This window comes from Kitasatospora sp. NPDC091207 (genome assembly GCF_044768625.1).
Taxonomy (GTDB): domain Bacteria; phylum Actinomycetota; class Actinomycetes; order Streptomycetales; family Streptomycetaceae; genus Kitasatospora.
On the sequence record NZ_JBIVVS010000002.1, the window covers coordinates 175,085 to 198,239 of the forward strand.

Annotated in this window: 21 protein-coding genes and 1 pseudogene; 11 read left to right on the forward strand and 11 right to left on the reverse strand. The window is 72.9% G+C overall.

The genetic code is table 11. From position 1 onward, the window contains the following. Nucleotides 1–206: 206 nt before the first annotated feature. The gene (locus tag ACIQTO_RS05445) at nucleotides 207–1,151 is read left to right on the forward strand and encodes an SGNH/GDSL hydrolase family protein (protein ID WP_402383210.1); all 945 of its coding nucleotides are present in this window, start codon (nucleotides 207–209) and stop codon (nucleotides 1,149–1,151) included. A gap of 66 nt (nucleotides 1,152–1,217) precedes the next feature. Here ACIQTO_RS05445 and ACIQTO_RS05450 read toward each other — a convergent pair whose 3' ends face one another. Next, nucleotides 1,218–3,647 (reverse strand): endonuclease/exonuclease/phosphatase family protein, encoded by a 2,430-nt coding sequence (locus ACIQTO_RS05450; protein ID WP_402383213.1) that lies wholly within the window; start codon nucleotides 3,645–3,647, stop codon nucleotides 1,218–1,220. Between the two features lie 402 nt (nucleotides 3,648–4,049). After that, entirely contained in the window at nucleotides 4,050–5,036 is a 987-nt protein-coding gene (locus ACIQTO_RS05455) for a LuxR C-terminal-related transcriptional regulator (RefSeq protein WP_380573043.1), read from the reverse strand. Nucleotides 5,037–5,532: 496 nt separating this feature from the next. On the opposite strand from ACIQTO_RS05455, the gene ACIQTO_RS05460 reads away from it, so the two are divergent. Further along, complete coding sequence (locus ACIQTO_RS05460; RefSeq protein WP_402383215.1) at nucleotides 5,533–5,748, forward strand: hypothetical protein; 216 nt, start codon at nucleotides 5,533–5,535, stop codon at nucleotides 5,746–5,748. Between the two features lie 7 nt (nucleotides 5,749–5,755). Then, the gene (locus ACIQTO_RS05465; RefSeq protein WP_380572889.1) at nucleotides 5,756–6,025 is read left to right on the forward strand and encodes a hypothetical protein; all 270 of its coding nucleotides are present in this window, start codon (nucleotides 5,756–5,758) and stop codon (nucleotides 6,023–6,025) included. Between the two features lie 325 nt (nucleotides 6,026–6,350). Here the strand turns inward: ACIQTO_RS05465 and ACIQTO_RS05470 are convergent, their stop codons facing one another. After that, nucleotides 6,351–7,472, reverse strand: coding sequence for a HoxN/HupN/NixA family nickel/cobalt transporter (locus tag ACIQTO_RS05470; protein WP_402384226.1), 1,122 nt, complete (start codon nucleotides 7,470–7,472; stop codon nucleotides 6,351–6,353). A 284-nt stretch (nucleotides 7,473–7,756) separates the two neighbouring features. On the opposite strand from ACIQTO_RS05470, the pseudogene ACIQTO_RS05475 reads away from it, so the two are divergent. Next, a pseudogene (locus tag ACIQTO_RS05475) lies at nucleotides 7,757–8,707 on the forward strand (hydrolase); the annotation flags it as partial. A 174-nt stretch (nucleotides 8,708–8,881) separates the two neighbouring features. Further along, the gene (locus ACIQTO_RS05480) at nucleotides 8,882–10,798 is read left to right on the forward strand and encodes a CocE/NonD family hydrolase (protein WP_402383218.1); all 1,917 of its coding nucleotides are present in this window, start codon (nucleotides 8,882–8,884) and stop codon (nucleotides 10,796–10,798) included. Nucleotides 10,799–10,903: 105 nt separating this feature from the next. On the opposite strand, the gene ACIQTO_RS05485 is transcribed toward ACIQTO_RS05480, so the two are convergent. After that, nucleotides 10,904–12,157: a hypothetical protein gene (locus ACIQTO_RS05485; protein WP_402383221.1), complete on the reverse strand. Its 1,254-nt coding sequence runs from the start codon at nucleotides 12,155–12,157 to the stop codon at nucleotides 10,904–10,906. After that, nucleotides 12,147–12,731 (reverse strand): SigE family RNA polymerase sigma factor, encoded by a 585-nt coding sequence (locus tag ACIQTO_RS05490; RefSeq protein WP_402383224.1) that lies wholly within the window; start codon nucleotides 12,729–12,731, stop codon nucleotides 12,147–12,149. The genes ACIQTO_RS05485 and ACIQTO_RS05490 overlap by 11 nt, the downstream gene beginning before the upstream one ends. 682 nt (nucleotides 12,732–13,413) lie before the next feature. Here ACIQTO_RS05490 and ACIQTO_RS05495 point away from each other — a divergent pair. Beyond that, complete coding sequence (locus ACIQTO_RS05495; protein WP_402383227.1) at nucleotides 13,414–14,595, forward strand: RICIN domain-containing protein; 1,182 nt, start codon at nucleotides 13,414–13,416, stop codon at nucleotides 14,593–14,595. A 58-nt stretch (nucleotides 14,596–14,653) separates the two neighbouring features. On the opposite strand, the gene ACIQTO_RS05500 is transcribed toward ACIQTO_RS05495, so the two are convergent. Continuing rightward, nucleotides 14,654–15,058 carry a hypothetical protein gene (locus tag ACIQTO_RS05500; RefSeq protein WP_402383230.1) on the reverse strand — a complete coding sequence of 135 codons (405 nt, stop codon included), beginning with the start codon at nucleotides 15,056–15,058 and terminating at the stop codon, nucleotides 14,654–14,656. Between the two features lie 120 nt (nucleotides 15,059–15,178). On the opposite strand from ACIQTO_RS05500, the gene ACIQTO_RS05505 reads away from it, so the two are divergent. Then, entirely contained in the window at nucleotides 15,179–15,763 is a 585-nt protein-coding gene (locus ACIQTO_RS05505) for a hypothetical protein (RefSeq protein ID WP_402383233.1), read from the forward strand. Nucleotides 15,764–15,940: 177 nt separating this feature from the next. Here ACIQTO_RS05505 and ACIQTO_RS05510 read toward each other — a convergent pair whose 3' ends face one another. From ACIQTO_RS05510 to ACIQTO_RS05520, 3 genes are all read right to left on the reverse strand, one after another. Continuing rightward, nucleotides 15,941–16,243 (reverse strand): hypothetical protein, encoded by a 303-nt coding sequence (locus ACIQTO_RS05510; protein WP_402383235.1) that lies wholly within the window; start codon nucleotides 16,241–16,243, stop codon nucleotides 15,941–15,943. 558 nt (nucleotides 16,244–16,801) lie between these two features. Next, nucleotides 16,802–16,933 carry a hypothetical protein gene (locus tag ACIQTO_RS05515; RefSeq protein WP_380582427.1) on the reverse strand — a complete coding sequence of 44 codons (132 nt, stop codon included), beginning with the start codon at nucleotides 16,931–16,933 and terminating at the stop codon, nucleotides 16,802–16,804. Beyond that, nucleotides 16,930–17,295: a hypothetical protein gene (locus tag ACIQTO_RS05520; RefSeq protein WP_402383238.1), complete on the reverse strand. Its 366-nt coding sequence runs from the start codon at nucleotides 17,293–17,295 to the stop codon at nucleotides 16,930–16,932. Before ACIQTO_RS05520 ends, ACIQTO_RS05515 begins: the two co-directional genes overlap by 4 nt. A 21-nt stretch (nucleotides 17,296–17,316) precedes the next feature. On the opposite strand from ACIQTO_RS05520, the gene ACIQTO_RS05525 reads away from it, so the two are divergent. Beyond that, nucleotides 17,317–17,427 (forward strand): DUF397 domain-containing protein, encoded by a 111-nt coding sequence (locus tag ACIQTO_RS05525; protein WP_402383241.1) that lies wholly within the window; start codon nucleotides 17,317–17,319, stop codon nucleotides 17,425–17,427. 105 nt (nucleotides 17,428–17,532) lie between these two features. Here ACIQTO_RS05525 and ACIQTO_RS05530 read toward each other — a convergent pair whose 3' ends face one another. Then, entirely contained in the window at nucleotides 17,533–19,077 is a 1,545-nt protein-coding gene (locus tag ACIQTO_RS05530) for a putative Ig domain-containing protein (protein ID WP_402383243.1), read from the reverse strand. 448 nt (nucleotides 19,078–19,525) lie between these two features. On the opposite strand from ACIQTO_RS05530, the gene ACIQTO_RS05535 reads away from it, so the two are divergent. Further along, a complete protein-coding gene (locus ACIQTO_RS05535; RefSeq protein ID WP_402383246.1) occupies nucleotides 19,526–20,353 on the forward strand; it encodes a hypothetical protein in 828 nt (275 codons plus the stop codon). Continuing rightward, nucleotides 20,353–20,742 carry a winged helix-turn-helix domain-containing protein gene (locus ACIQTO_RS05540; RefSeq protein WP_402383248.1) on the forward strand — a complete coding sequence of 130 codons (390 nt, stop codon included), beginning with the start codon at nucleotides 20,353–20,355 and terminating at the stop codon, nucleotides 20,740–20,742. Before ACIQTO_RS05535 ends, ACIQTO_RS05540 begins: the two co-directional genes overlap by 1 nt. Nucleotides 20,743–20,798: 56 nt before the next feature. Here ACIQTO_RS05540 and ACIQTO_RS05545 read toward each other — a convergent pair whose 3' ends face one another. Then, nucleotides 20,799–21,773 carry a hypothetical protein gene (locus ACIQTO_RS05545; protein ID WP_402383251.1) on the reverse strand — a complete coding sequence of 325 codons (975 nt, stop codon included), beginning with the start codon at nucleotides 21,771–21,773 and terminating at the stop codon, nucleotides 20,799–20,801. 167 nt (nucleotides 21,774–21,940) lie between these two features. On the opposite strand from ACIQTO_RS05545, the gene ACIQTO_RS05550 reads away from it, so the two are divergent. After that, a complete protein-coding gene (locus tag ACIQTO_RS05550; RefSeq protein WP_402383253.1) occupies nucleotides 21,941–23,059 on the forward strand; it encodes an alpha/beta hydrolase in 1,119 nt (372 codons plus the stop codon). The last annotated feature ends 96 nt before the right edge of the window (nucleotides 23,060–23,155 follow it).

Sequence of the window (23,155 nt, forward strand, 5' to 3'; positions counted from 1 at the left end):
ACTGCGGGAATTCCGCTCCGGGGCGTTTCGGAAATACCTTCGATACACGGTGGAGCGTTATTCCGAAATGCTTCTGACGGTTTTTCGGGAATTTCCGCGCCGCGCATGGACGGATTCGAAACCTGGCAGTAACTTACCTGTCGGTAGTAAAGCTGTGGCCCGGCTCGCACGACCCCCACTCGTTCTCTCTCCCCCAGGAGGAACCCGTGCTCAGCCCTGCCCGGAATCGCCGCACGACCCGCACCTCCCGGAAGTCCGCCCTGCTCGGCGCCGCGGCGCTGGGCGCGGTCCTCGCCCTGACCTCCACCAGCGCGCAGGCCGCCACCCCCGCCCCCCGGCACTACGTGGCCCTCGGCGACTCCTACGCCGCCGGGGCCGGGGTACCCGGCCAGTCGGCCGGCCTCTGCCTGCGCTCCGACCGCAACTACGGCCACCTGGTGGCCGCCGCCCTCCAGGCCAAGGCGTACACCGACGTCACCTGCTCCGCCGCCAAGGTGAGTGCGATGACGCAGCCCCAGTACCCCGGCCTGCCGTGGGGCGGCGCCGCCCAGCTGGACGCCGTCACCGCCGACACCGACCTGGTGACCCTCGGCATCGGCGGCAACGACCTCGGCGTCACCCCGCTCGGGATCGCCGAGGTGATCGCCACCTGCATCGGCGGCGCCGTGGTCAACCCGCTCGGCACGCCCTGCAAGGACGTCTACAACCACGGCCACTGGGACTGGTCGAGCTGGTCCTGGCAGTACGGCAGCGACGACCTCACCGACCGGATCAACGGCGCCGCGCCGCAGCTCGCCGACGTTCTGCGGCAGATCCACGCCAAGGCCCCCAAGGCCCGCGTGCTGGTGGTGGGTTACCCGTCCGTGCTGCCCGCCGACGGCTCGGACTGTTTCCTCGCCCAGCCGGTCACCTCCGGCGACGTCGAGTACCTGCACGGCGTGCTCGGCAAGCTCAACGGGATGCTCAAGGCCACCGCCGCCGCGGGCGGCGCCACCTACGTGGACACCGCCACCCCGACCAGGGGTCACGACGTCTGCTCGGCCGACCGCTGGATCGAGGGCGCGCTGCCCGGCACGCCGGCCGTCCCGTTCCACCCCAACGCCACCGGCGAGAAGGTGATGGCGGACGCGGTGCTCGCCGCCCTCAAGTAGCCGCGCGACCCCGAGGGGGCGGTGACCGGACACCCGGTCACCGCCCCCTCGGTCGTACCGCGGGCCCTACGGCTTGATACGGACCACCTGCGGGTCGTGGTCGCTCGCCTGGACGGCGAACTCGCTGTTGATGTGCACCACGTCGTACTTGGCGTACCCGACCTCGGGGCTGACCAGGATGTGGTCCAGCACCTGCGAGTTGCCCTGGTAGACGTAGGAGTACTGCTCCGTCTCCGGCAGCTCGTTCACCAGGTCGCGCAGCACGCCGTCCTTGGTGAGCGCGGCCAGCGCGGGCGAGAACTGGTAGTCGTTGAAGTCGCCGAGCGAGACCACCTTGGCCTCCTTGTCGGCGGCCAGCAGCTTCGCGACGAAGGCCTGCTCCAGCGTGGCCTGCTTGGTCCGCTGCACCTCGGAGCTGCGGGCCGGGGCCTGGAACCGGCTGTCGATGCCCTGGTCGCCGCCCTTGCTGTTGAAGTGGTTGGCGATGACGAAGACCTTCTTGCCGCGGAAGGAGAACTGGCCCACCAGCGGCTTGCGGCTGTTCGCCCAGGCCTCGTCGGCCGGGGCGATCCGGCCGGGCGAGGCGGTCAGCGCGGTGGCCGCGCCGCTGCCGGCCACGTCCACGGCGGTGGTGGCGCTGCCGCCGGGGATGTCCGTGAAGGAGACCCGCAGCGGGTTGAAGAGGAAGCCCTGGCGGATGTTGCCGCCGGGCTCGCCGCCGTCCTTGCCGTCCTGCGGGTCGATCGAGCGCCACTCGTACGCCGGGCCGCCGGCCGCCTTGATGGCCGCGACGAACTTGGCGACGGTCTGGCTCGCGTCCACCGTGCCGTCGTTCTTGGCGCCGTTGTTGTCCTGGATCTCCTCCAGGGCGAGGACGTCGGGCGAGCGCAGGTTGGTGACCACGGCCTGGGCCAGCTCGGCGAACTTGGCGTCCGGGTTGCCGGGCGCCAGGTTCTCCACGTTGTAGGTGGCGATGGTCAGCTCGCGGTCGGCCGGCTGGGCCGTGACCTCGCGCTGCAGGTGGTTGTCCTGGAGCGCGCCCAGGGTGCCGGCGACCAGGGTGTAACCGCCGAAGCTGTTGTAGTCCAGCGGGCCGTCGGTGGTGCCGGTCAGCACGTCGCCGACGTTGGCGACCGGGAACGGCTGCTGGGTGACCGGCGCCTGCTGCTGCACCATCAGCCGGCCGACGTTGGGCTCCTGGTAGGACTCGTACAGCACGCCGCCGCGCCGGCTCTTCTGGTCCTGCTTGTCGGCCGCGACCCAGAGCTCGTTGTACTTGTCGGTCGCCTGGATCACCCGGACGTCCTTGACCTGGACGCGCATGCCCTCCAGCGACTCGTAGAAGTCCAGGGTGTACTTCTCCGGCTGGAGCGGCAGGGCTTCGATGGTGCCGCCGGCCGGGGCCTGCGGGGTGTAGGTGCCGGGGATGTTGCGGGTGTCGACCACGACCGCCGCCGGCAGCGGGTTGCCGGCGGAGAGCACGGTGACGGCCGGGTTGGTGAGCTGGGTGAGCGACTGCGAGCCGCCGTTGAAGTTCGGGTAGTACTCCGTCACCTTGCCGGTGACCAGCACCGAGTCGCCGACCTTGACGGTCGGGGTGGCGCTGCCGGTGTAGACGAAGACGCCCTCGCTGGTGGCCGGGTCGGCGTCCGGGTTCGGGTCCTGGATCCAGAAGCCCTTGGAGCCGTAGCCGCGTACGCCGGTGACGATGCCGGGCACGCCCGCGACCGTCGTGCCGGTCCGGGCCGAGACCCGGGTAGTGCCCTGGATGTCGTGGATCCGGACGGTGCCCGGCTCGGTCGGGCCGGTCGGGGTGGAGCCCTCGGCGACCTCGCCCTTGCCGTTGGTCGGGGTCGGGGCGCCCGCGGTGAGGTCCGCCGCGTTGTCGTCGGTGTCGGCGAGACCCGCCTTGCGGGCCACCGAGGCGGTGTTGGAGGCGCCGGCGGCGGAGGCCGAGCCCTCGTGGACGACGGCGGTGCCGAAGCCGACCAGGTCCCGCACCCGCGGGTCGGCGGCGCAGTCGGCGGCGGTCCTGCAGGTCAGCGGGTCGGTGCCGCGGACCAGGGCGACGGTGCCGCTGGTGCCCGACAGGGCCAGCGCGCCGGCCGCGTCCGGGGTCGGCAGCTCGACGGTGCCGGCCGCACCGGCCGCCTCGGCGACCAGGTAGCGCGCACCGGGCGCGACCGCGCCGGTCAGCGGGGTGACGCCCCACTGGGAGGTGGCACCGGGCGTGCCGGATATGTACTGCACGCTCCAGCCGTCCAGGCCGAAGGCGGCGCCGCCCTTGTTGGCCAGCTCGATGAAGTCGTTCTTCAGCGTGGCACCCGAGTTGCCACCGCCGCCGTACACCTCGGCGATCACCGCGTCGGCCGAGGGCGCGGCCACCGCGGCCGGCAGCGGGACGAGCACCAGCGAGGCGGCCAGACCGGCCGGGAGGAGGGTCGCGCGGAGCAGGGCGCGGCGCGAACGCGGGCGGGGAGCGGGGGAGGTGGTCACCTGGACGGGACTCCTTGGTCTGTCGTGGCGCACGGCGGCACGGCAACGGGGGCGGCACGTTTCGTCCGGCGGTCGTGGGGCCGCCGGGACGTGAGGGTGGGTCAGGCAGGCGCGGACCGCGCGCTACCCGCGTAGAAGTGCAGGTGCGAGGATCCGGAACAGCCCCCGCAGCGCCTTAAGATACGCGCGTAGAAAATGACGCGACAAGCCCCCGGCGGTGAACAATCCGGTACCGGTGGGGAGATCGCACCCGAAGCTGTGACGCGCGCTACAGACTCGGCGCCGACGGGCGGACGGCGGCCGGGTCGGCGGACCGGGCAACGGACCCGACGCGGACCGGACCCGGACCGGACGGCGGACGTGTCGGCGGACCGGCCGGCCGGCCCAGGGCGCCGGCCCGCCCTACAGCCAGCCCCGCTGAGCCGCTTTCAGGCCCGCCTCGAACCGGCTGCCCGCGTCCAGCCGCTCCATCAACGCGGCCATCTGCCGGCGCACCGTCCGCACCGACACGCCGAGCCGCTTGGCCGCCGCGTCGTCGGTGAGCCCCGTGGACAGCAGCCGCAGCAGCTCGCGCTCGCCGGCGCTCAGGCCCGTCCCGGCGTCCTCGGCCCGCTGGGTGCCGAGCGGGGCGGCCGTCTCCCAGGTCTGCTCGAAGAGCGCGACCAGCGAGGCGACGATGCCCGGCTCCTCGGTGCACAGCGCGCCGAGCCGGGTGTTCTCCGGGTCGATCGGCACCACGGCGGTGGACCGGTCGAACACCAGCATCCGGGGCGGCAGCACCGGCGCGGTGCGCACCCTGCCGCCGAGCCCGGTCATCCACTGCGCGTACCCGAGGGTCTCCGGGTCGTTGCGGACGCTGTCCTGGTAGATGGTGCGCAGGCTCACCCCGCGCACCAGGGCGTCCTCGTCCAGCGGCCGGGAGGCGGCCAGGCTGGCCGCGGACTGCGCGCCGCCGGGCATCACGGCGAGGCACTCGGAGGTCAGCCGGGCGGTCAGCACCTCCAGCTTGGCCTGGATGGCGTCCAGCCCGACCAGCCGCTCACCGCCGTCCACCAGGGTGCTCGCGCGCAGCGTCGCGTACTCGGCCACCGCCCGTGCCACCGCCGCCTTGGAGACGGCCAGCTCCTGCTGGCGCCGGGCGAGGTCCTCCTCCTGACGGCGCAGCAGCAGCTCCAGGCCGCGCTCCGGGCTGACCGGCCAGAACGCCCCGGGGCGGTCGCGGGAGGCGCGCAGCAGGGTGAGGTCGGCGAGCCGGTCCAGGGCCTCCCGGACGGCGCGCTCGGGGAGGCGGAGCCGCTCGCAGAGCTCGGCGACGCCACCCTCGGGGTCGGCCAGCATCTCGCGGTAGACGGCCTCCGCGGTGGTGTCGAGCCCCAGCAGTTCCAGCACTTCCACGACCCCTGATCGTCGCAATGGGATTATCGGGCGATCCGCGGCTCGATCCTTGCGCCGCGACACCGGCGTCACAAGGCATGATCCGGTCAAGCGGCCCGGGTGTACACCGGCCCGCCCCGGGGAACCACGCCGACAGCCGCGCGGGAGCGCCGGCCGGGCGAGCGGCGGGCGCCGACGCAGCACCACCGGCAGCCGCCCTGGCGAGCGGCCCCGGCCGCCGGTCCCGCTGCCGTACCGGCGGGCCCGCGGGCCGGCCCGGCCGGCGGTCCCCGACCGGGCCGGCAGGCGCACCCGCGGCCGTTCCGCCAGCCGGTTGCAGCTTGCTGCCTGTCCTGTTGCTGCCCCCGGCCGCCCCTCCCGCCACAGGGCCGCCACCGGCAGGATTCCCCGTGCGTGCACCCTCCCCACGGTCACCGCCCCCGTGCTCGTCCACCGCCCCGCGCTCCGCCCCTTCGCGCCCTGAACCACTGTGCCCAGAACAGGACCCGCCGTGCCCAAGACCGTCCGGCTGCTCGCCGCCGCCGCCCTCGCACTCTCCCTCGCCACCGCCGCAGCACCCGCCTTCGCCGCCCAGCCGCCCACCACCGCCGTCACCGCCACCGCGGCCGGCGTGGCCGCCGGGAGCGGTATCGGCTGGGACTTCGCGCAGCCGGGTGCGATCGGCTGGGACAACCCCACCGGCACCCCGGGCATCGGCTGGGACTGACCAGTCGGTGTTCTCCGTCCACCTGACCCTTCTGGAGGTCTCCGCCGCGCCGACGGGCGAGGCGGGGGCCGCCGACGTCCAGGCAGCTCTGTGGGGGTGCGCGGGGCCGGGCGACGGACTGGAGCACGTCCGGGCCTGCGCCGTCCCGGGGGGCGTCGGCCTGGTGCTGTACGTCCGCGCCCCGGACCAGGGGGTGGCCGAGTTACGGGCGCTGGCCCTGCTCGACCGCACCCTGGCGGCCGGCCCGACCGGCCGCTTCGCGCCCGCGATGCCCTGACCGCGGCGGCCGGGCCGCTTTCCGGCCTTCCGTAGGGGTTTCCACCGATCCCCACCCTTCGCAACTTTGGCCGATTCCGGACGCTCGCCCGACCGGTCGGGCGGATTCCGGACGCCCGCCCCACCGGAGGGGCGTCACGACCGGGCCACCGCGGGGCGCCGCGGCACCGCCCGGGGAGACGACCCCGGGCCCGGCCGGGGGGGACGGCCGGACACCAGGCGGTCGGACAACCCCGGACCACCGGAACGGCGGGCCGGCCCGGGGCTCGCACCCCGGGCCGGCCCGCCGTTCGACTGTTCGGGCGCTCCGCTCACCGGCCCTTCGACTACTCGGCCTTCTCGGCCGCGGCCGCCAGGCCCGCCGACCACTTCTCCTCGACCCGGCCGAGCTTCCAGTAGGCGAACGCCGCCACCCAGGTGAGCACGAAGAGGCCGACGATCGCGTAGCCGACGAAGTTGAGGTCCAGCTCGCCGATCCAGGCGATCGGCCCGCTGGTGATGTCCAGCTTCTCGCCGAGCAGCCCGAGCAGCTCGATCGAGCCGATGACGAGCGCGACCAGCACCGAGAGACCGGTGACGGTCAGGTTGTAGTAGATCTTGCGGACGGGCTTCGAGAACGCCCACTCGTAGGCGAAGTTCATGAACGAGCCGTCGATGGTGTCCAGCAGGCTCATGCCCGCCGCGAACAGCACCGGCAGCACCAGCAGCGCGTACCAGGGCAGCTGGAACGCGGCCGCGCCGCCCGCCAGGACCAGCAGCGAGACCTCGGTCGCGGTGTCGAAGCCGAGTCCGAAGAGCAGACCGACCGGGTACATGTGCCAGGGCTTGGTGACGGCCCTGGTCACCCGGCCCAGGATGCGGTTCATGAAGCCGCGCTTGTCGAGCTGCTCCTCCAGCTCGGCCTCGTCGAACTCGCCCTCGCGCATCTTGCGGAACACCTTGAGGATGCCGTTGAAGGCGCCCAGGTTGATCAGGCCGATGAGCAGCAGGAACGTTCCGGAGACGGTGACGCCGATCAGCCCGGTCGTGTCGTGCAGGGTGGAGTCGTCGGACTCGACCTGCCCGGCCAGGGACTGGATGCCGAAGGCGAGCAGCGCGCAGAGGCCGAAGACGATCGAGGAGTGGCCCAGCGAGAACCAGAAGCCGACCGAGAGCGGGCGCTTGCCCTGGCCCATCAGCTTGCGGGTGGTGTTGTCGATGGCCGCGATGTGGTCCGCGTCGAAGGCGTGCCGCATGCCCAGGGTGTAGGCGGTGAGGCCCATACCGGCGCCGAACACCTGGCCGCCGACGTCGTAGTGCTCGGGTGCGATGACCGCGAGGAGGGTGAACCAGCCGATCACGTGCAGCGCGAGGATGAAGCCGCCCATGCCGGCCAGGCGGACCCACTCCTCACGGGTGAGCCGGTCGCGCCATCTGACGGCGGTGGCACCTGCGGCGGGGCTGGACATCGTGTCGTCCTTTCGGGGGAGCGTGCGGAGCTGGGCCATCTTTCCCTCGGGGAGGAAGTACTTGCAAGTCATGCGCAGGTACTGGTGGGGGGGCGGTCGAATACCCGACGGCGCACGAGGGGCGCGTTCCGGAAGCGCCCGGGTCCTCCCAAAGATCGTCATGCACCGTACAAAATCTCGTAACCTCCGGAGGCTTTCACCGCCCCCTCCTCCGCGCGGATACTCACGTTCTACGCGCGAATACTCGGGCGCCGAAACCTCAACTCCCCACGGAGGAACGGCATATGATCCGCATCAGAACGGCTGCCGCACTGGCCGCCGCGGCCCTCCTCACGGCCGGCGTGACCGCGCTGACCCCCACTGCCTCGGCGTCCCCCGCCGTCGCTCCCGCCGTCCCCGCGGCGAGCGCCGCCCCCCACCGGGTGCTGTTCGACAACAGCAAGGCCGAGACCGCCGGCAACGCCGACTGGATCATCTCCACCAGCCAGCCCGACCCGCTGGCCCAGAACGCCAACCCCAGCACCGAGAAGAGCTGGACGGGCGCGCTCTCCGCCTGGGGCGTCGCCCTGCAGAAGACCGGCCAGTACAGCCTCAAGACCCTCCCGGCCGGCTCCACCATCAGCTACGGCACCGGGTCGGCGCTCGACCTCGCCAACTTCGACACCTTCGTGGTCCCCGAGCCGAACATCCGCTTCAGCACCGCCGAGAAGGCCGCCCTGATCCGCTTCGTGCAGAACGGCGGCGGGCTCTTCCTCATCTCCGACCACACCCAGAGCGACCGCAACAACGACGGCTGGGACTCCCCCGCGATCATCAACGACCTGCTCACCAACAACGGGGTGAACAACAACGACCCCTTCGGCTTCAGCGTCGACGTCAAGAACATCTCCACCGACAACCCGCGCGCCGTCAACGACGCCGCCGACCCCGTCCTGCACGGCCCGTTCGGCACCGTCACCGGCTCGATCCTGCGCTCCGGCACCACCTTCACGCTGAAGCCCGCCGACAACCCCGCCGTCAAGGGCCTGCTCTACCGGACCGGCTACAGCGGCACCACCGGCGCCTTCTTCGTCACCAGCGGCTACGGCAGCGGCCGGGTCGCGATCTGGGGCGACAGCTCCCCGGCCGACGACGGCACCGGACAGTCCGGCAACACCCTCTTCGACGGCTGGAACGACCCGGCGGGCACCAACGCCGCCCTCGCCCTCAACGCCACCGCCTGGCTCAGCAAGGCGTGACCCCGGGGTCTCCCGGCGCTCACCAGGACATGGACGGCATCCTCCCCTAGGGTCGGACTGCTGACGCCCGCGGCGCGGGCGGGCCCCCGGGCCCGCCCCGCACCGTGGCCCGCCGAGCGGGAACCCCCGCCCCCGGGGCCCCGCCGATCCGGGACTCGATGGGAGCGGCCCATGCCCTCGCACTCCTACCGCACCGTCCGCGAGGACGCGCGCGTCCCACTCGCCGACGGCACCGAGCTGTACGCCCGGCTCTGGCGCCCGGTGACCGACGACCCCGTCCCCGTGCTGCTGGAGTACTCCACCGGACGCCTCACCGACCGGACGGCCTCCGACGACGCCCGCCGCCACCCCTGGTACGCGGGCCACGGCTACGCCGCGGTCCGGGTCGACGCCCGCGGCCACGGCAACTCCGGCGGCCGGCCCGGCGAGTTCCCGATCGCCGGGAACGACGGCCGGCCCGGCGACCGGGAACTCGCCGACGGCGCCGACCTCCTGCGCCGGTTCGCCGCCGAGCCCTGGTGCAGCGGCCGGATCGGGCTGCTCGGCACCGGCCCGGCCGGTGCCACCGCGCTGCGGCTCGCCGCCCACGCCCCGGAGGCCGTGCACGCCGTGGTCACCGCCTGCCCCGACGGCGGGCACCGCCTCGGTGGCGCCGCCCTCGCCGCCGACCTGCACACCCGCGCCACCGCGCGACTCGCCGACGCCGCCCTCCCGCCGGACCCGCAGTACGTCGGCGACGACTGGCGGGCGCTGTGGCGGGAGCGGCTCGACGCCCTGGAGCCGGACTTCCCCGCCCGGTTCGCCACCGGGTGGGGCGGCCTGCCGGACACCGCCGCCGCCCCCACCCTCGCCGTCGCCGGCTGGGGCGACCCGTCCTGCGCGGCGGTCCTGCGCCTGCTCGCGGGCGGCACCGCCGCCGTCCCCGTCCGCGCCGTCCTCGGCCCCTGGCCGCACGGGCTGCCGGACGACGTCCTGTCCGAGACGCTGCGCTGGTGGGACCACTGGCTCAAGGACACCGACACCGGCGCCCTGCGGACCCCGGCCCTGCGCAGCTGGATCAGCGGCCGCTGGACCGCCGACGACCCCTGGCCCTCGCCCGACGTCCGCGCCGTCCGCTACGGCCTCGACGGCCCGCTGCGCACCGCCGGCACCGCCTCCGACGACCGCCACGTCCACATCCGCTCCCCGCAGCACACCGGCCTCAACGCCGGCGCGTACGTCCCGCTCGACCGCCCCGCCGACCGGCCGCCGGACCAGCGGGAGGAGGACGGGCGCTCGGTCTGCTTCGACTCCCAGCCCCTGCCCGAACCGCTCGAACTCCTCGGTGCCCCGTCCCTGCGCCTGCGGCTCCGGCCCCCGGCCGACGACGGCGCCGACACCGGCGCCGGCCCGATCGTGGCCCGCCTCTGCGCCGTCGCCCCCGACGGCACGTCCACCCTGCTCACCCGGGGCGCCCTGCTCACCTCCGCCGCGGAGCCGGACGTCACCGTCGAACTCGCCGCCGCCGGCCTCACCGTCCCGCCCGGCCACCGCCTCCGGCTCGCCCTCTCCTCCACCTACTGGCCCTGGCTCTGGCCCGGCCCCGAGCCCGCCGGCTTCGGCCTCGACCCCTCCCGCAGCACCCTGACGCTCCCCGTCCGCCACCTCGCCGCCGACGTCGGCGCCGACCCCGTCGTCTTCGCCTCCCCCACCCTCCCGCTCCCGCCGCCCCTCCACCTGACCGAGCCGCTCACCGCCCGCCCCGAGCGCCTCACCGTCCACGACATCGCCCGCCACGAGTGGCGCACCGAGCTCTCCCCCGCCACCGACGGCACCCGTACCCACCCCGACGGCCTGGTCCGCGACGAGCACACCGTCACCGCCTACCGGATCCTCACCGCCGCCCCCACCAGCGCCCAGGCCCGCAGCGACCGCACCGTCCGCCTGGAACGCCCCGCCCTCGGCTGGGACGTCACCGTCCAGATCCGCACCGAACTGCGCTGCACCCCCACCCACTTCCTCGCCCGCACCCGCCTGACCGCGCTCGAAACGGGCAGTGTGGTCTTCACCCGCGACTGGCAGCAGCGGATCCCCCGCGACGCGGTGTGATCCGGGGGATCCGGCCCCACCGGACCAGACATCCGAGCGCCCGCGGGCCGGGCGCGGTCGGGCCCCGCGCCGCCGTCCCCGGTGCGGCGGCGCGGGGCCCGGGGGTCAGGACCGCCAGGCGGGGTCGGTGACGATCGCCTTGAGCTGGTCGAGGCTCAGCGCGGGCGTGCCGGGCCGGGCGGTATAGCCGTTCTCGCCGTTCTGCTCGGAGATCGACACCTGCCGGCCGTCCGGGAAGTACGCCGTGGCCACCCAGTGCAGGACCGGGTCGACGGCGGTCTTGCCGTTGCCGAACCGGTTGACCACCACCAGCGTCCCGTCGGCCAGCAGCTCGTGGACCTCCAGCGGCGTCGGGAGGCCCTCCTCCACGGCCTTCCGCTCCGCCAGCCCCCGCGCACCGGGCGGCTCCGCGAACACCGAGAGCAGGCTGCCGCGCTCCTCGAAGGCCACCAGCAGGTTGGCGCCCTGACCGCCCGGCACCACGGTGTGCGTGGCGCCCGGCGGGAGCAGCGGGGCCACTCGGGCGATCAACTCGGCTGCCGAAGGCCCCTGTTCGACACTCGGTGACGCGGCAGGGCTCGGCGGCTCGGGCGGGTTGGCCCGCGCGGGAAGCGCGTCCAGGACCCGCTCCCAGGCCGGCGCGGTCACCAGCGCGCGCAGCTGCTCGGCGTCCAGCGGCGGGTTCTCCCGGGTGGACGCGGACGGCTGGCCGTTGTGCTCGATGATCTGGACCCGGCGGCCGTCCGCCGCCGCCCAGGTCGCCCGCCACTCCCGGTGGCCCTCGCGGGTCTGGTCCCGGAGCTTGTCGATCACCACCGCGGACCCGTCGGGGGCCTCGGTGCGCTCGCAGGAGTCCTGCGGCATGCCGAACGGGTCCATGCAGACGGCGCCGGCGGCCGGCATCAGCTCGGTGCGGTCGACGGTGTAGGAGATCCAGCTCTCCCCCTTGCCGTCGTCGAAGGTGAGCGTGCCGTCGGTCCGGTACCGGTCGCCGGTCCCCCCGGGCACGCCGGGTGTCCCCGCGTACATCACCTTGACCGAGCCGGGCGGCAGCAGACCGCTCACCAGCTGCACCACCTCCTCGGAGGACATGTGCACCGCCGGCTCCGCCGGCCCGGCCGCGTCCGACCCTCCGGCGCCCACCACGAAGCCCCCGGTGGCCAGGACCAGCACCGCCAGCCCGCCGGCCAGTACCGACCGCCGCCGGTTCCGCCGCTGCCGGCCGCGCCGCTCGGCGCCCACCGCGAGCAGGTAGAGCGCCGGCTCCGGCGCCAGGGCGGCCGCACCGCGCAGCGCACGGGCGAAGTCGTCCCCGGAGGTGTCCGTGCGGCCGCCCTCGAACTCGTCGTCAACTGGCATGGCGAAGCACCGCCTTCTCGGTGGTGGGGCCCGGTTCGCCCGGCCCCGGGCGAACGGCGGCGAAGTCGTCGCCGAGCGTGTCGCGCATCCGGGCCAGCGCCCGGCTGCTCCGGGAGCGCACGGCCGTACTGCTCAGTCGCAGCGCGGCCGCCGTCTCCTCGACGCTGCGGTCCTCCCAGAACCGCAGCACCAGCACGGCCCGGTCCGGGGCCGACAGCTCCCCCAGGGCCCGCAGCAGCGTCAGCCGCAGCGCCGGGTCCGGTTCGTCGACGGCGATCTCGGGGACGGCGTCCACGACCCGCTCGGAGCTGCTGCGCCGGCGCCGGTGCGAGAGGAAGGTGTTGACCAGCACGGTCTGGGCGTAGCCGCTCGGGTTGTCGAGCCGGGCTATCCGGCGCCACTTCACGAAGATCCGGCCGAGCGCCTCCTGGACGAGGTCCTCGGCCAGGTGCGCGTCGCCGCCGGTGAGCAGGAAGGCGGTGCGCAGCAGGTGCCGTCCCCGGGACACGACGAAGTCCGGGAACTCGGGTGGCGCCGCCTTGGCCGCGGTGTCCGCGCTCGGTGTTTGGTCCATGCCCTTCTAACGCCGTTGACCCCTCGTCATGTGGCAGCCGCCGGGCGACCGCCTTCGGGGGCTGCCCGGCCGCACCACGCGGCCGGGCCCTCCGCCGGACGGCTGCGGAGCGGCGATGCCCGGCAGGCGACGGCGCGGGCTCCACGTGCACGACGGCTGTGTTCGAAACCGGCTGGACCGGTGGCGAACCACCGGAATCCACCCCACCGGAAAGCCCGCCGCCCGACGGGAGGAATCGGCCGAAAGACGGCCGGAACAGATCGATCGCCCAGGTAGTACGACTCGGCCGCGGTGGCTGGAACTCTTCCTTTCCGGCCGCCGACAGGCCGTGGTACGAATGATCGACACGTTCACGTCACAGAGGTCGCTCCGCCGTTCGGCCCGGGAATCGGGGCCGGTGGCCGTCCTCTCTCCATCGCCGACGCCGGGGGGCCGAGGCCGGTACGCCGTGTTCCGGCCACGCTTTTCCGTGTCACGCGGGTGTTCCACAAACGGGGGGATGAATCACCATGGGGGAATTCTCCGGATCGGGCCCGACGGGCGCGCCGGCAGTTCCGCTGCCGTCGCCGCTCCTGCCGGCCACCGGCACCGACCGACCCGCGCCGTTCGAGACGAACGCGCGGCGGAACCGACCCTCTGCCGCGTCTCCGCACCTCCTCGATCGTCAAAGGTAGGCACCATCATGTCTCTTTCGCGTCCACGCGCCGCATGGCTGACCGCGCTGTTCACCGCCACCGCCACCGGTGGGCTGCTGGCCGCGCCCACCCAGGCCGGCGCCGTCGTCGGCGACGCGGCGCCGAACGGCTCCTACGCGTTCACCGCCAAGATCGACATCGGCAACGGCCAACGCGCCTGTACCGGCGCCCTGGTCGACCAGTTCTGGGTGCTCACCGCCGCCAGCTGCTTCGCCGACAACCCGGAACAGCCGTCCAGCGTCCCGGCCGGCAAGCCCGCGCTGGCGACCACCGTCACCGTCGGCCGCACCGACCTCACCACGACCGCGGGCCAGGTCCGCGACGTGGTCGAGCTCGTCCCCCGGCCCGACCGCGACCTCGTCCTCGCCCGCCTGGTCAACCCCGTCACCGACATCACCCCGCTCGCCGTCTCCAGCACCGCACCCGCCCTCGGCGAGGAGCTCCAGGTGCCCGGCTACGGCCGCACCGCCACCGAGTGGCTGCCCGACCAGCTGCACAGCGCCGCCTTCACCGTCGCCGCCGTCAAGCCGACCGGCCTCGACATCGCTCCCAAGGCCGGCACCGCGGCCGCCCTCTGCAAGGGCGACACCGGCAGCCCGGCGGTCCGCACGGTCAACGGCAAGGCGGAGCTGGCCGGTGTCACCAGCCGCTCCTGGCAGAACGGCTGCTTCGGCAGCACCGAGACCGCGCACAGCGGCGCCGCCGACGTCCGCGTCGACGATCTCGGCGGCTGGATCCAGCAGGTCCGCGCGACCGACTGGAAGACCCCGCTGGTCAACACCAACAGCGGCAAGTGCCTGGAGATCGACAACTCGCAGCTGGTCAACGGCGCCCGCGCCCAGCAGTGGACCTGCTACGACATGCCCACCTCGCGCTGGATCTTCCACTGGGCCGGCGACGGCTGGGAGGTCGTCAACTCCAACAGCGGCAAGGCCCTGGAGATCGCGGACTCGCTGAAGACCGACGGCGCGCCCGCCCAGCAGTGGACCTACGCCGGCATCGCCACCCAGAAGTGGGACCTGGTCAAGGGCACGACCGGCTACGCCCTGAAGAACCGCAACAGCGGCAAGGCGCTGGAGATCGACAACTCGCTGAAGACCGACGGCGCCCTCGCCCAGCAGTGGACCTACTACGGCATCCCGACCCAGCAGTGGGCCTTCTCCTCCTGACATCGTTTGACGCCGTGTGCCCCGAGGCCGCCCCGGTCCCCGACCGGGGCGGCTCCGGCTACGGCCAACCCGTCGGCTTCTCCGTCATGGTGGCCCTGGCCTCGTCGATCGAGACGCAGACCCGCTTCACCTCCGTAGTGACCCAGCCCGACGGCAGCGGCCCCTGCGCCCTGAGGGCGGCGGCCCGGCGCTGGAGCTCGCGGAGCGCACCGCCCTGGGCACTGGACAGGCCCATCTCCTGGTAGTCCCCGAGGTCGCTGCCGCCGTCGAGGGACGTCTGCAACCAGGGCGTGATGCTCAGGACGCAGTCCGCCACGGGGCTCACCTCGGGCGGGCCGGCCGAGGGTCGGCCCGCCGAGGACGGGCCGGCCGTCGGTGGCGATGCCGTCGTGACGGCCGCTCCGCCGCACCCCGACACCGCCGCCACCACCACGACCAGACCGGCCACGAGCCTCATCCGCATGCCCGCAGTGTGGGCCCGGTCGGCCCGCCGCACCAGAGGCCGGACCGGCCCGGGCCCGCCACCGTAGACTCCCCCGATGAACGACAACCCCCTGGACACCGCCGCCGCGGAGGCGGCCGCGTGAGGCTTCCGCGGCTGGTCCACGACGCACAGCCGGAGCTGACCGCACGGTGGCGAAGCCGATGGCCCGCCGCCCCGCCGATCGGCCACCAGGTCAGCGACCCGTACGCGGAGGTGTGGGTGCGCTTCCACAGCCTCCCGGAGTCGAAGCGCTACCCCGACGACGAGGGCGAGTACGCGATCATCCTGGAGCGGTACAACACGGTGCTGGACGAGCTGTTCGCGGGGCAGGACGTCCACCTGGTCACGTCCGCGTGGACGACCGGACCGGACCTGCCACGGCGCCGACCGCGCGCGGACCACTGGCAGACGCTGCTGGTGACGGACGACCCCGATCCCAGGTTCCGCACCCACCAGCACCTCTTCGTCACCCGACGCACCTGGCAACGCGGCTGCCTCGACCGGCTGTTGCGCGCGGTCGCCGACGACGCGGTCGCCGATGTGCTGATCACGGACACCCGGATGCGACGCGTCCACCATCCCTACGACGGCGGCGCCGACGTCCTGCTCACCGGCCCCGAGGAACGCGACCGGCTCCGCGAACGGCACGCCGACTGGCTCTCCCGGCACCCGGACGGCTTCTGACGGGCGCGATCGGCCACGAGCCGCCCGGGGCCGAGGCCCGGGCGGCTCCGACGGCGTGCTCAGACCGGCACACCACGGGTCGGGCGACGTTCCTGCTCGGCACTCGGGCCGGCCGGGGGTTCGTGACCCTCCGAGCGGTGGGGCATCCGCAGGGTGGCGATCACGGACAGGGCTTGATCACACCTTCCGGTAGTCCCGCCACGCGTGCGCGGCGGCAACCATCCGGGCCGTCCAGGGGTCGGGGTTCTGCCCGCCGATCTCGTCCCAGACGTTGGCATTGGCGTTGGCGAACGCCGTGATCCCGTCGACGGGGGCGTACTGCCACGCGGGGACGCGCGAGGCCCAGTGTTCGGCCGATGCGGGTTCGTGCCCACCGGACCCGATCAGCCAGATCACCCAGTACCCGGCGTCCAGCCACGGGGCGCCCTTCGTAGCCCAGGCCCAGTCAACGACGTAAGCCCGTTCACCCCTCACGAGCACGTTCGTGTTGTTCCAGTCGGCTCCTTGGGGCGTTCCACATATCGTTCCAGGCGCTGCTCCGCCTGCCTCAGCTCGATTGGCGGGCAAGGGATTCGCCCCAGGCGGTGAAGCACGTCAACGACCTTCGGCAGGTCGGACGAGTCGGGCCGGTAGTCAGCGTGGTGGCCGTCGACCACTTCGAAGATCAGAAGGTCCCACCCGCTGGATTCGACGCGGGCGATCAGGGCGGGCGTGACCCCCGGACGTAGGGGTTCACTTCCGCTTCACGCCGCTGAGTCCAGACACGGCGGTGGTCAGCCCGGAGTCCCTTCACGTAGTACTCGCCGGTCTGAGAGACGAGCCGGGCGGCGATCGCGCTGTTGTATCCCTCGCTCGCCGACTCGACCTTCAGGACAGGACCGGTGTGCGATTCGACCGCCGCTCGCACGGTGGCCGGCAGCTCCGCGTAGGGGATTCGGGTGGTGGTCACAGTTGTCCGTTCGCTCTGTCGTGACGGGCCCCGGAAGGGCCCCTGTCTGAACGCGGCAGATCCGTCCGGGGCACGGTCACGCTGCCGGGTTACTGGTACGGGTTGTCGTCGCCGCAGCCCGGGACGGTGGCGACGCCGAAGGCGTCCATGTCGTCGATGAACGAGATCTCGTCGTCCTCCTCCGTACGGGTGGCGGTCATCTCGACCATGACAGCGGTCATGCTGCACTTCCCTTCTGTCCGTGCCGGCAGTAACTCCTGAGTAGTGCCTTCGCCTCCTGGTAGCGCTGAGCAAGCGGCCGGCACACCGAGCACTTCTCGGAGAGCAAACAGCCCGTGCAGCCACCGGTGCGAAGCATGAGCCGGTCAGCGATAGCGCCGAGCCGGGAAAGCCCGCGGGCTCCTTCGGTCATCAGGTTGATCTGTTCGTCCCTGCCGACCTTGCAGATACTTGCCAGGGCGTGCGGGTCGACGGGCAGAAACGTGTGACCGGCGTTGCAGCCCTTGAAGGGCTCGCGGGTGGTCAGGTGCTCGACCGACTGAGAGGTCAACGATTCAGCGCCGTCGTCGATGGTCGGCGACATGTGGGCGTACTCCTTGTCGCGGTGCGTGACAGCAAGAACCCGTCCGGCCCCGCGCTGGCCTTCACCGCTGCGGCCCACACGGCCTTCGTCACTGCTGTCACCGCCGGCGAGTTCGACTTCGACCTCCTCTGACAACGCCCCGACAGAAACGGTCCGGCGCGCCCGAGGCGCGCCGGACCGTCTGTGCGCCGGCCGCCGGGAGGGGCTCCGGGCGGCCGGCGGTCAACTACCGCCGACTCAGCTGGTCTGCACCGACGTGTCGTCGATGACGAAGCTGGTCTGCAGCGAGGCGTCCTCGGTGCCCGCGAACTTCACGGTGACCGACTGGCCCGCGTAGGAGGAGAGGTCGAACGTCCGCAGCTGGTAGCCCGCCGCCGCGTCCACGTTGGAGTAGGTCTTCAGCGCGGTGCCGTTCACGGTCAGGGCCAGCTTGTCGTACGCCGTGGAGCCGGTCTCCGCGGTGTCCACGTGCAGGTAGAAGCTCAGCGTCGCCTTGCAGCCGGCCGGGATGGTCACGGTCTGCGAGAGGTTGTCCGAGTGGGTGGAGCCGTAGCCGTTCAGCCAGGACTTCCACGACCCGCCGTGCGCGGCCTGCGAGGCGCTGTTGTCGACGACCCCGCTGGACGCCGTCCACGGCGCGGCGGTGCCGGTCTCGAAGCCGGCGTTGCCGAGCAGCTGCGCCGGGGTGCAGGTGCCGCCCCCGCCGCCGGAGACCGTCCAGGTGAAGCTCGCGGTGCCGGTCTTGTTGGCCGCGTCCTTCGCGGTCACGGTGACGTTGTAGGTGCCGGCGGTGGTCGCGGTGCCGGTGACGGCGCCGCCGGAGCCGATGGACAGCCCGGTGGGCAGGCCGGTGGCCGAGAAGGTCAGCGGGGCGGTGCCGCCGGAGGCGGAGATCTGCAGGTTCACCGAGCCGTTCAGCGCGGTGGTCTGGTTGCCCGGGTTGGTGACCGAGACGCTGCTGCCGGCCGGCTTGGTGAGCAGGCAGCCGCTGACGTTGAGGTCGATGGCCCGGCCGGTGCCGAGGCAGGTGGTGAACCAGTACGTCTCCTCGCCGTAGCTCTGGCCCTTGGTCACCTTGGTGGTGCCGTCGGCCGCCACCTCGCACGGGTTGTTGAGGGTGCACATCGCACCGTCGTCGTTACCGGTGTTGTTGATGCCGACGATCTTCTTCGAGGCGGCGTCGACGATCGGCGAACCGGAGGTGCCGTGCGTGGTGTTGCAGCCGGCGCTGTAGCGGAGCGAGTCGTGCCAGGTCCACTCGTCCTCGCGCAGGGTGTCGACGAACCCGTTGATCGAGCAGTTCCACACCTGCTTCCAGTAGGACGAGGGTATGTACATCGACGAACCGTCGACCGGGTGCGTGTCACTGATCGTCAGCGCCGTCGCGCTGAACTTCGAGGTGATGGACGCGAAGGTGTCGGTCAGCTGGTACAGGGCGACGTCGGTGCCGGTCATGGTCGCGTAGAGCACCTTGTCCGCCTGGACGGTGCCGAGCGAGCCGCCGGACGCGTTGAGCAGCGTGCCGCTGCGGCTGACGCTCTGGTTCTGGATGACCTGTCCGGCCGAGGGCATGGTCGGCAGGCAGTGGCCGTTGGTGAGCATCAGGGCCCGGTCGGTGTCGACCGAGGAGGGGTAACGCACCAGCGAGGCGGAGCAGTTGCTCAGCGCGATGGTGGAGGTCAGGTCACCGGCCTGGACCGCCTGGGCGGGTGAGGCGGCGAGGGTCAGCCCACCCGCGACGACCGCGCTCGCGCCGGCGATGGCGGCAAGTCTCTTGAACATGCTTCTCCTTGTGGGGGATTGCGGGGCGTACGACCGGTCGCGGACGCCCGCGCCGCACGAAAGTGCCATGGCCACTTCAACAAGGTCAACCGTGCCGACAGAACTCGCGCCATCGATTCCGCGCCGACCGGCCTCCCCCGCCGCCGTGTTCGCCGCGGCCGCGGTCCATCACCCGAGGTCGCGGCCGTGTGCCGCCCTGCGGCACCCCCCTCACGGCCGACGGGAGACCTGCGCCACACACTCACGCTCCGGCCTGGAGGCCGCGGCGGCGCGAGAAGCACCCTGGGCGGCACGGCAGCTGACGGTCCGCCGCGTGCGGCCGACGGCCCGTCACTTTGCAGGGCCAGTAACTCTTGACCGCCATGTACTTTGCGATGCAAAGTGAATGAGGCGCCGGGGGCGCCGGCCGTCCCGACAACGGCACGGCGCGACACGCAGGAGGACGACCATGGGGACGCTCGCACCGAACACCACCGCGCCCGGAAGCCCGTCAGGGCCCGCAGGGCTACTGGCCGACACGGAGGGCCTGCGCAGCCGGACCCGCACCCGTCTGGGGGGCTCCGGGGTGCCGCTGCTGAGCTTCGGTCTGCTCGCCCTGGCCGCCGTACCGTTCGCCCGGGAGGCCTTCAACTTCGGCGCCCACGGACGCAGCGTCGCCTCCTACCCGGTCTTCGCCTACACCGAGTTGACCGGTTCCTGCGTGTCGCACGCACCGGAGGTGGCCTGCCTGGCGGGCGAGTTCGACGGGGCCGTGCCGCGCTTCCTGGCGTGGGGGGTGTGGTTCGCACTGCTCCCGCTGGCCTGGCTCGCCCTGGCCGCCTGGTACCGGCGGCGCGGCGAGGCGCGGGGGATCGTGCCCCGCCGCGCCGCCTGGCTCGGCGCCGGCCTCGGCGCGGCGGTCCTGGTGACCGCCGTCCTGCTCGCCCTGTTGCTCGCCCGGCGGCAGGCCGCCGCGCTCGACGTCCTGGCGAACGCCTACGCCTCGCCCTGGTACGTGGTCGGCATCGGGCTGCTGGTGCTCGGCCTGGTCGAACGCAGCTGGACCGTCGTGGGCGCCGCCCTCGCCCACATCGCGCTGCTCACCGCCTACCTCGGGGCGTCCTGGGGCAGCGGCTGGATCCCGTGGGCGGAGTCGGACGGCGCCGGCTGGGCCGACGGCCCGCGGCTGAAGGCGTTCCTGCTCGCGGCGATCCTGCTGGGGACCGGGCTGGCGCAGTGGACGACCGACCGCCGACGGGCCGCTGCGGGCCCGGCCGCGTCCAGTACGGTCGCCTGATGAGCACGGCAGAGGCACCCGAGGAGCCGGACGGCGGCGCGCCGGACGAGAGCGACGGACCGCACCCCACGCAGGACCTGGACGACACCGTCCACCAGCGGGTGCGGCTCGGGGTGCTGACCGTCGCCCGGGAGGCCGACCGCGTCGAGTTCGGCTTCCTGAAGGGCCAGCTCGGGGTGACCGACGGCAACCTGTCCCGCCATCTGAAGGTCCTGGAGGAGTCCGGCCTGGTCGCGGTGGCCAAGGGCTACGCCGGCCGCCGGCCGCGGACCTGGATCAGCCTGACCCCGCAGGGCGCGCGGGCGCTGGACCGCGAGCTGCGGGCCCTGCGCGAGCTCGTCCGGCGGCTGGACTCCTACCGGCCGCCGACGGAGCCGCCGACAGCGTGACGAGCCGGGGCCGACGGCGGCGCGACGGTCCGGCCCCGGACCGGCCGGGACGACGCCTACGGCTGCGGGAAGGCCTCCTCGTCCACGTCGGTGGTCTTGGCGTTGCCGCCGACCGCCGGCTGGAGGGTGATGGACCACGAGGTGTAGGTGCGGCCGGTCTCGAAGGCCATCGAGTCGTCGAACTTGCTGAAGTCGCAGCTCTGGGTGAACGCCTTCAGGGTCGGGTCCCAGTCGACGCCGCCGGCGAAGAAGACGTCGTAGGTGCCGTCCTCGACGCCCTCGATGGACGCCTTCTTCCCCTTGCCGACGTAGACCGAGTGGATCGACTTGCCGTTCTGGGCGAGCGAGACCACCGCGTCGGCGCTGCCGCCGTTGTCGACGTTGAGGACGCCGTCGCCCTTGAGGCGGCCCGAGCGGACCATGGTGCCGCTGTCCAGGGACCGGGTCTGGAGCGGCGGCGTCTGGGGGGCGGCGAAGGTGGTGGGGTACCCGGCGGCGGTCATCTGGGCGAGGGCGGCGGGCAGCGCCTTGAGGCCCTCGGAGAGGCCCACCTCGGCGAAGGCCGAGGTGGTGGCGCAGACGTTCTTCGCCTTGATGTCGCTGCGGATCTTGGTCAGGTCGGTGGAGAGCTGGCCGAGGGCCGTCACCAGCTGGCGCCGCGCCGTCGTGACGGTGGCCGGCTCGCTCGCGAGGCCGAGACCGCTGCCCGCCGAGGACGCGGCGGTGGCCGCCTCCTGGAGGACGGTGGCGAAGGCGTCCAGGCTCGCGGAGGCGTTGAGCTTGGCGAGCGCGGCGTTGACCGGGTCGATGTAGCTCACCAGCACCGGGCCGTACGGCGGCTTGGTGGGCGTCGGGGTCGGGGTCGGTGTGGGGGTCGGCCTCGGGCTCGGGCTGGCGCTCGCGGACGGCGGGGAGCTCGTGCCCGGCCCCAGGCCGAAGGCGTCCGCTCCCCCCGATCCTCCACCGCTGGAGCACGCTGCCAGCAGCAGCGTCGCGCCCGCCGCCAGGCCCGCCTTGACGAAGGACTTCATGCCGTTCCCCTGGTGATCTCCCGTGCACGCTCCGTGCACTCCCCGCGGACATGATCCCGAGCCCGACGGACGCGGTCAACAGGGCGCACAAGAGGCGTATTGAGGCGCAGCCGGGGCGTAGAAGGGGGCGCACAAGGCGCCCCGTACGGTCAACTACGATCGGGCACGTGCTCAGGCTTACGGGACTCCCCCTCCAGATCATCGCCTCCGTCCTCGCGATCGGCGTCTTCGCCGCCACGATGTGGCTCTGGCCGAGATTCGGCGGGCGTAGCTGGAAGGCCTGGCTCGGACGGGTCGGCGCCTTCCTCGCCACCCAGATCTCGGTCCTGGTCGCGATGGGGCTGATCGCCAACGGCTACTTCGGCTTCTACAGCTCCTGGACCGACCTCCTGGGCACCAACGGCGGACCGGGCACGGTGGTCGACCACCAGCCGAACGCCTCCGTCGCCATCACCGGCGAGCAGAAGTTCTACGCCCAGCAGGGTTCCAACCCCGAGCGCGTCGGCCTGATCCACGACGTCTCGGTCAAAGGAGCCGGTAGCGGGCTGAGCACCGACGGGTTCGTCTACCTGCCGCCGCAGTACTTCCAGCCGGAGTTCGCGCAGCGGAAGTTCCCGATGGCACTGGTGCTGGCCGGCTACCCCGGCACCCCGGAGAAGCTCATCTCGCTGATGCAGTACCCGGCCTCCGCCCTGGAGGCGATCGACCAGAAGAAGCTCCCGCCGACCATCCTGGTGATGATGCGGCCGACCCTGGTCAACAACCGGGACACCGAGTGCGTGGACGTCCCGAACGGCCCGCAGGTCGAGACCTTCTTCACCAGCGACCTGCCCAAGGCGCTCGGCACCACCTACCGGATCGGCACCGACCCGACCAACCGGGCCGTGATCGGCAACTCCACCGGCGGCTACTGCGCGCTGAAGTTCGCGCTGCGCAAGCCCGACGCGTACCGGGCCGCCGTCTCCCTCTCCGGCTACTACACCGCGCCGATCGACGAGACCACCGGTGACCTCTTCGGCGGCAACGGCCAGTTGAAGCAGGAGAACGACCTGCTGTGGCGGCTGCAGAACCAGCCGGCCGCACCCGTCTCACTGCTCCTGGCCACCGCCCACGACGAGAACAACTACGCCGCCACCCAGGACATGGTGAAGGCCTTCAAGGCGCCGACCAAGCTCTCCACCATCACCCTGGACACCGGTGGGCACAACTTCCACACCTGGACGCGGGAGATCCCGCCGGCGCTGGAGTGGCTGGGCAAGCACCTGACGATGCCCCAGGCCGCCTAGGGTCCCGCCGGGCACCCGCGCCCACACCCGCACCCGGCGCGGCCCCCGAAGGCCGGGGTGGGCCGTCCGGGCGGTTTCCACCGGCTCCACCAGGAT

Excerpts from the sequence above, each read along its gene's own strand:
- ACIQTO_RS05470 (WP_402384226.1), bottom strand. The coding sequence starts at position 7,472 with ATGTCCAGCCCCGCCGCAGGTGCCACCGCCGTCAGATGGCGCGACCGG.
- ACIQTO_RS05480 (WP_402383218.1), top strand. The coding sequence starts at position 8,882 with ATGCCCTCGCACTCCTACCGCACCGTCCGCGAGGACGCGCGCGTCCCA.
- ACIQTO_RS05485 (WP_402383221.1), bottom strand. The coding sequence starts at position 12,157 with ATGCCAGTTGACGACGAGTTCGAGGGCGGCCGCACGGACACCTCCGGG.
- ACIQTO_RS05490 (WP_402383224.1), bottom strand. The coding sequence starts at position 12,731 with ATGGACCAAACACCGAGCGCGGACACCGCGGCCAAGGCGGCGCCACCC.
- ACIQTO_RS05495 (WP_402383227.1), top strand. The coding sequence starts at position 13,414 with ATGTCTCTTTCGCGTCCACGCGCCGCATGGCTGACCGCGCTGTTCACC.
- ACIQTO_RS05500 (WP_402383230.1), bottom strand. The coding sequence starts at position 15,058 with ATGCGGATGAGGCTCGTGGCCGGTCTGGTCGTGGTGGTGGCGGCGGTG.
- ACIQTO_RS05515 (WP_380582427.1), bottom strand. The coding sequence starts at position 16,933 with ATGACCGCTGTCATGGTCGAGATGACCGCCACCCGTACGGAGGAGGAC.
- ACIQTO_RS05520 (WP_402383238.1), bottom strand. The coding sequence starts at position 17,295 with ATGTCGCCGACCATCGACGACGGCGCTGAATCGTTGACCTCTCAGTCG.
- ACIQTO_RS05530 (WP_402383243.1), bottom strand. The coding sequence starts at position 19,077 with ATGTTCAAGAGACTTGCCGCCATCGCCGGCGCGAGCGCGGTCGTCGCG.
- ACIQTO_RS05535 (WP_402383246.1), top strand. The coding sequence starts at position 19,526 with ATGGGGACGCTCGCACCGAACACCACCGCGCCCGGAAGCCCGTCAGGG.
- ACIQTO_RS05540 (WP_402383248.1), top strand. The coding sequence starts at position 20,353 with ATGAGCACGGCAGAGGCACCCGAGGAGCCGGACGGCGGCGCGCCGGAC.
- ACIQTO_RS05545 (WP_402383251.1), bottom strand. The coding sequence starts at position 21,773 with ATGAAGTCCTTCGTCAAGGCGGGCCTGGCGGCGGGCGCGACGCTGCTG.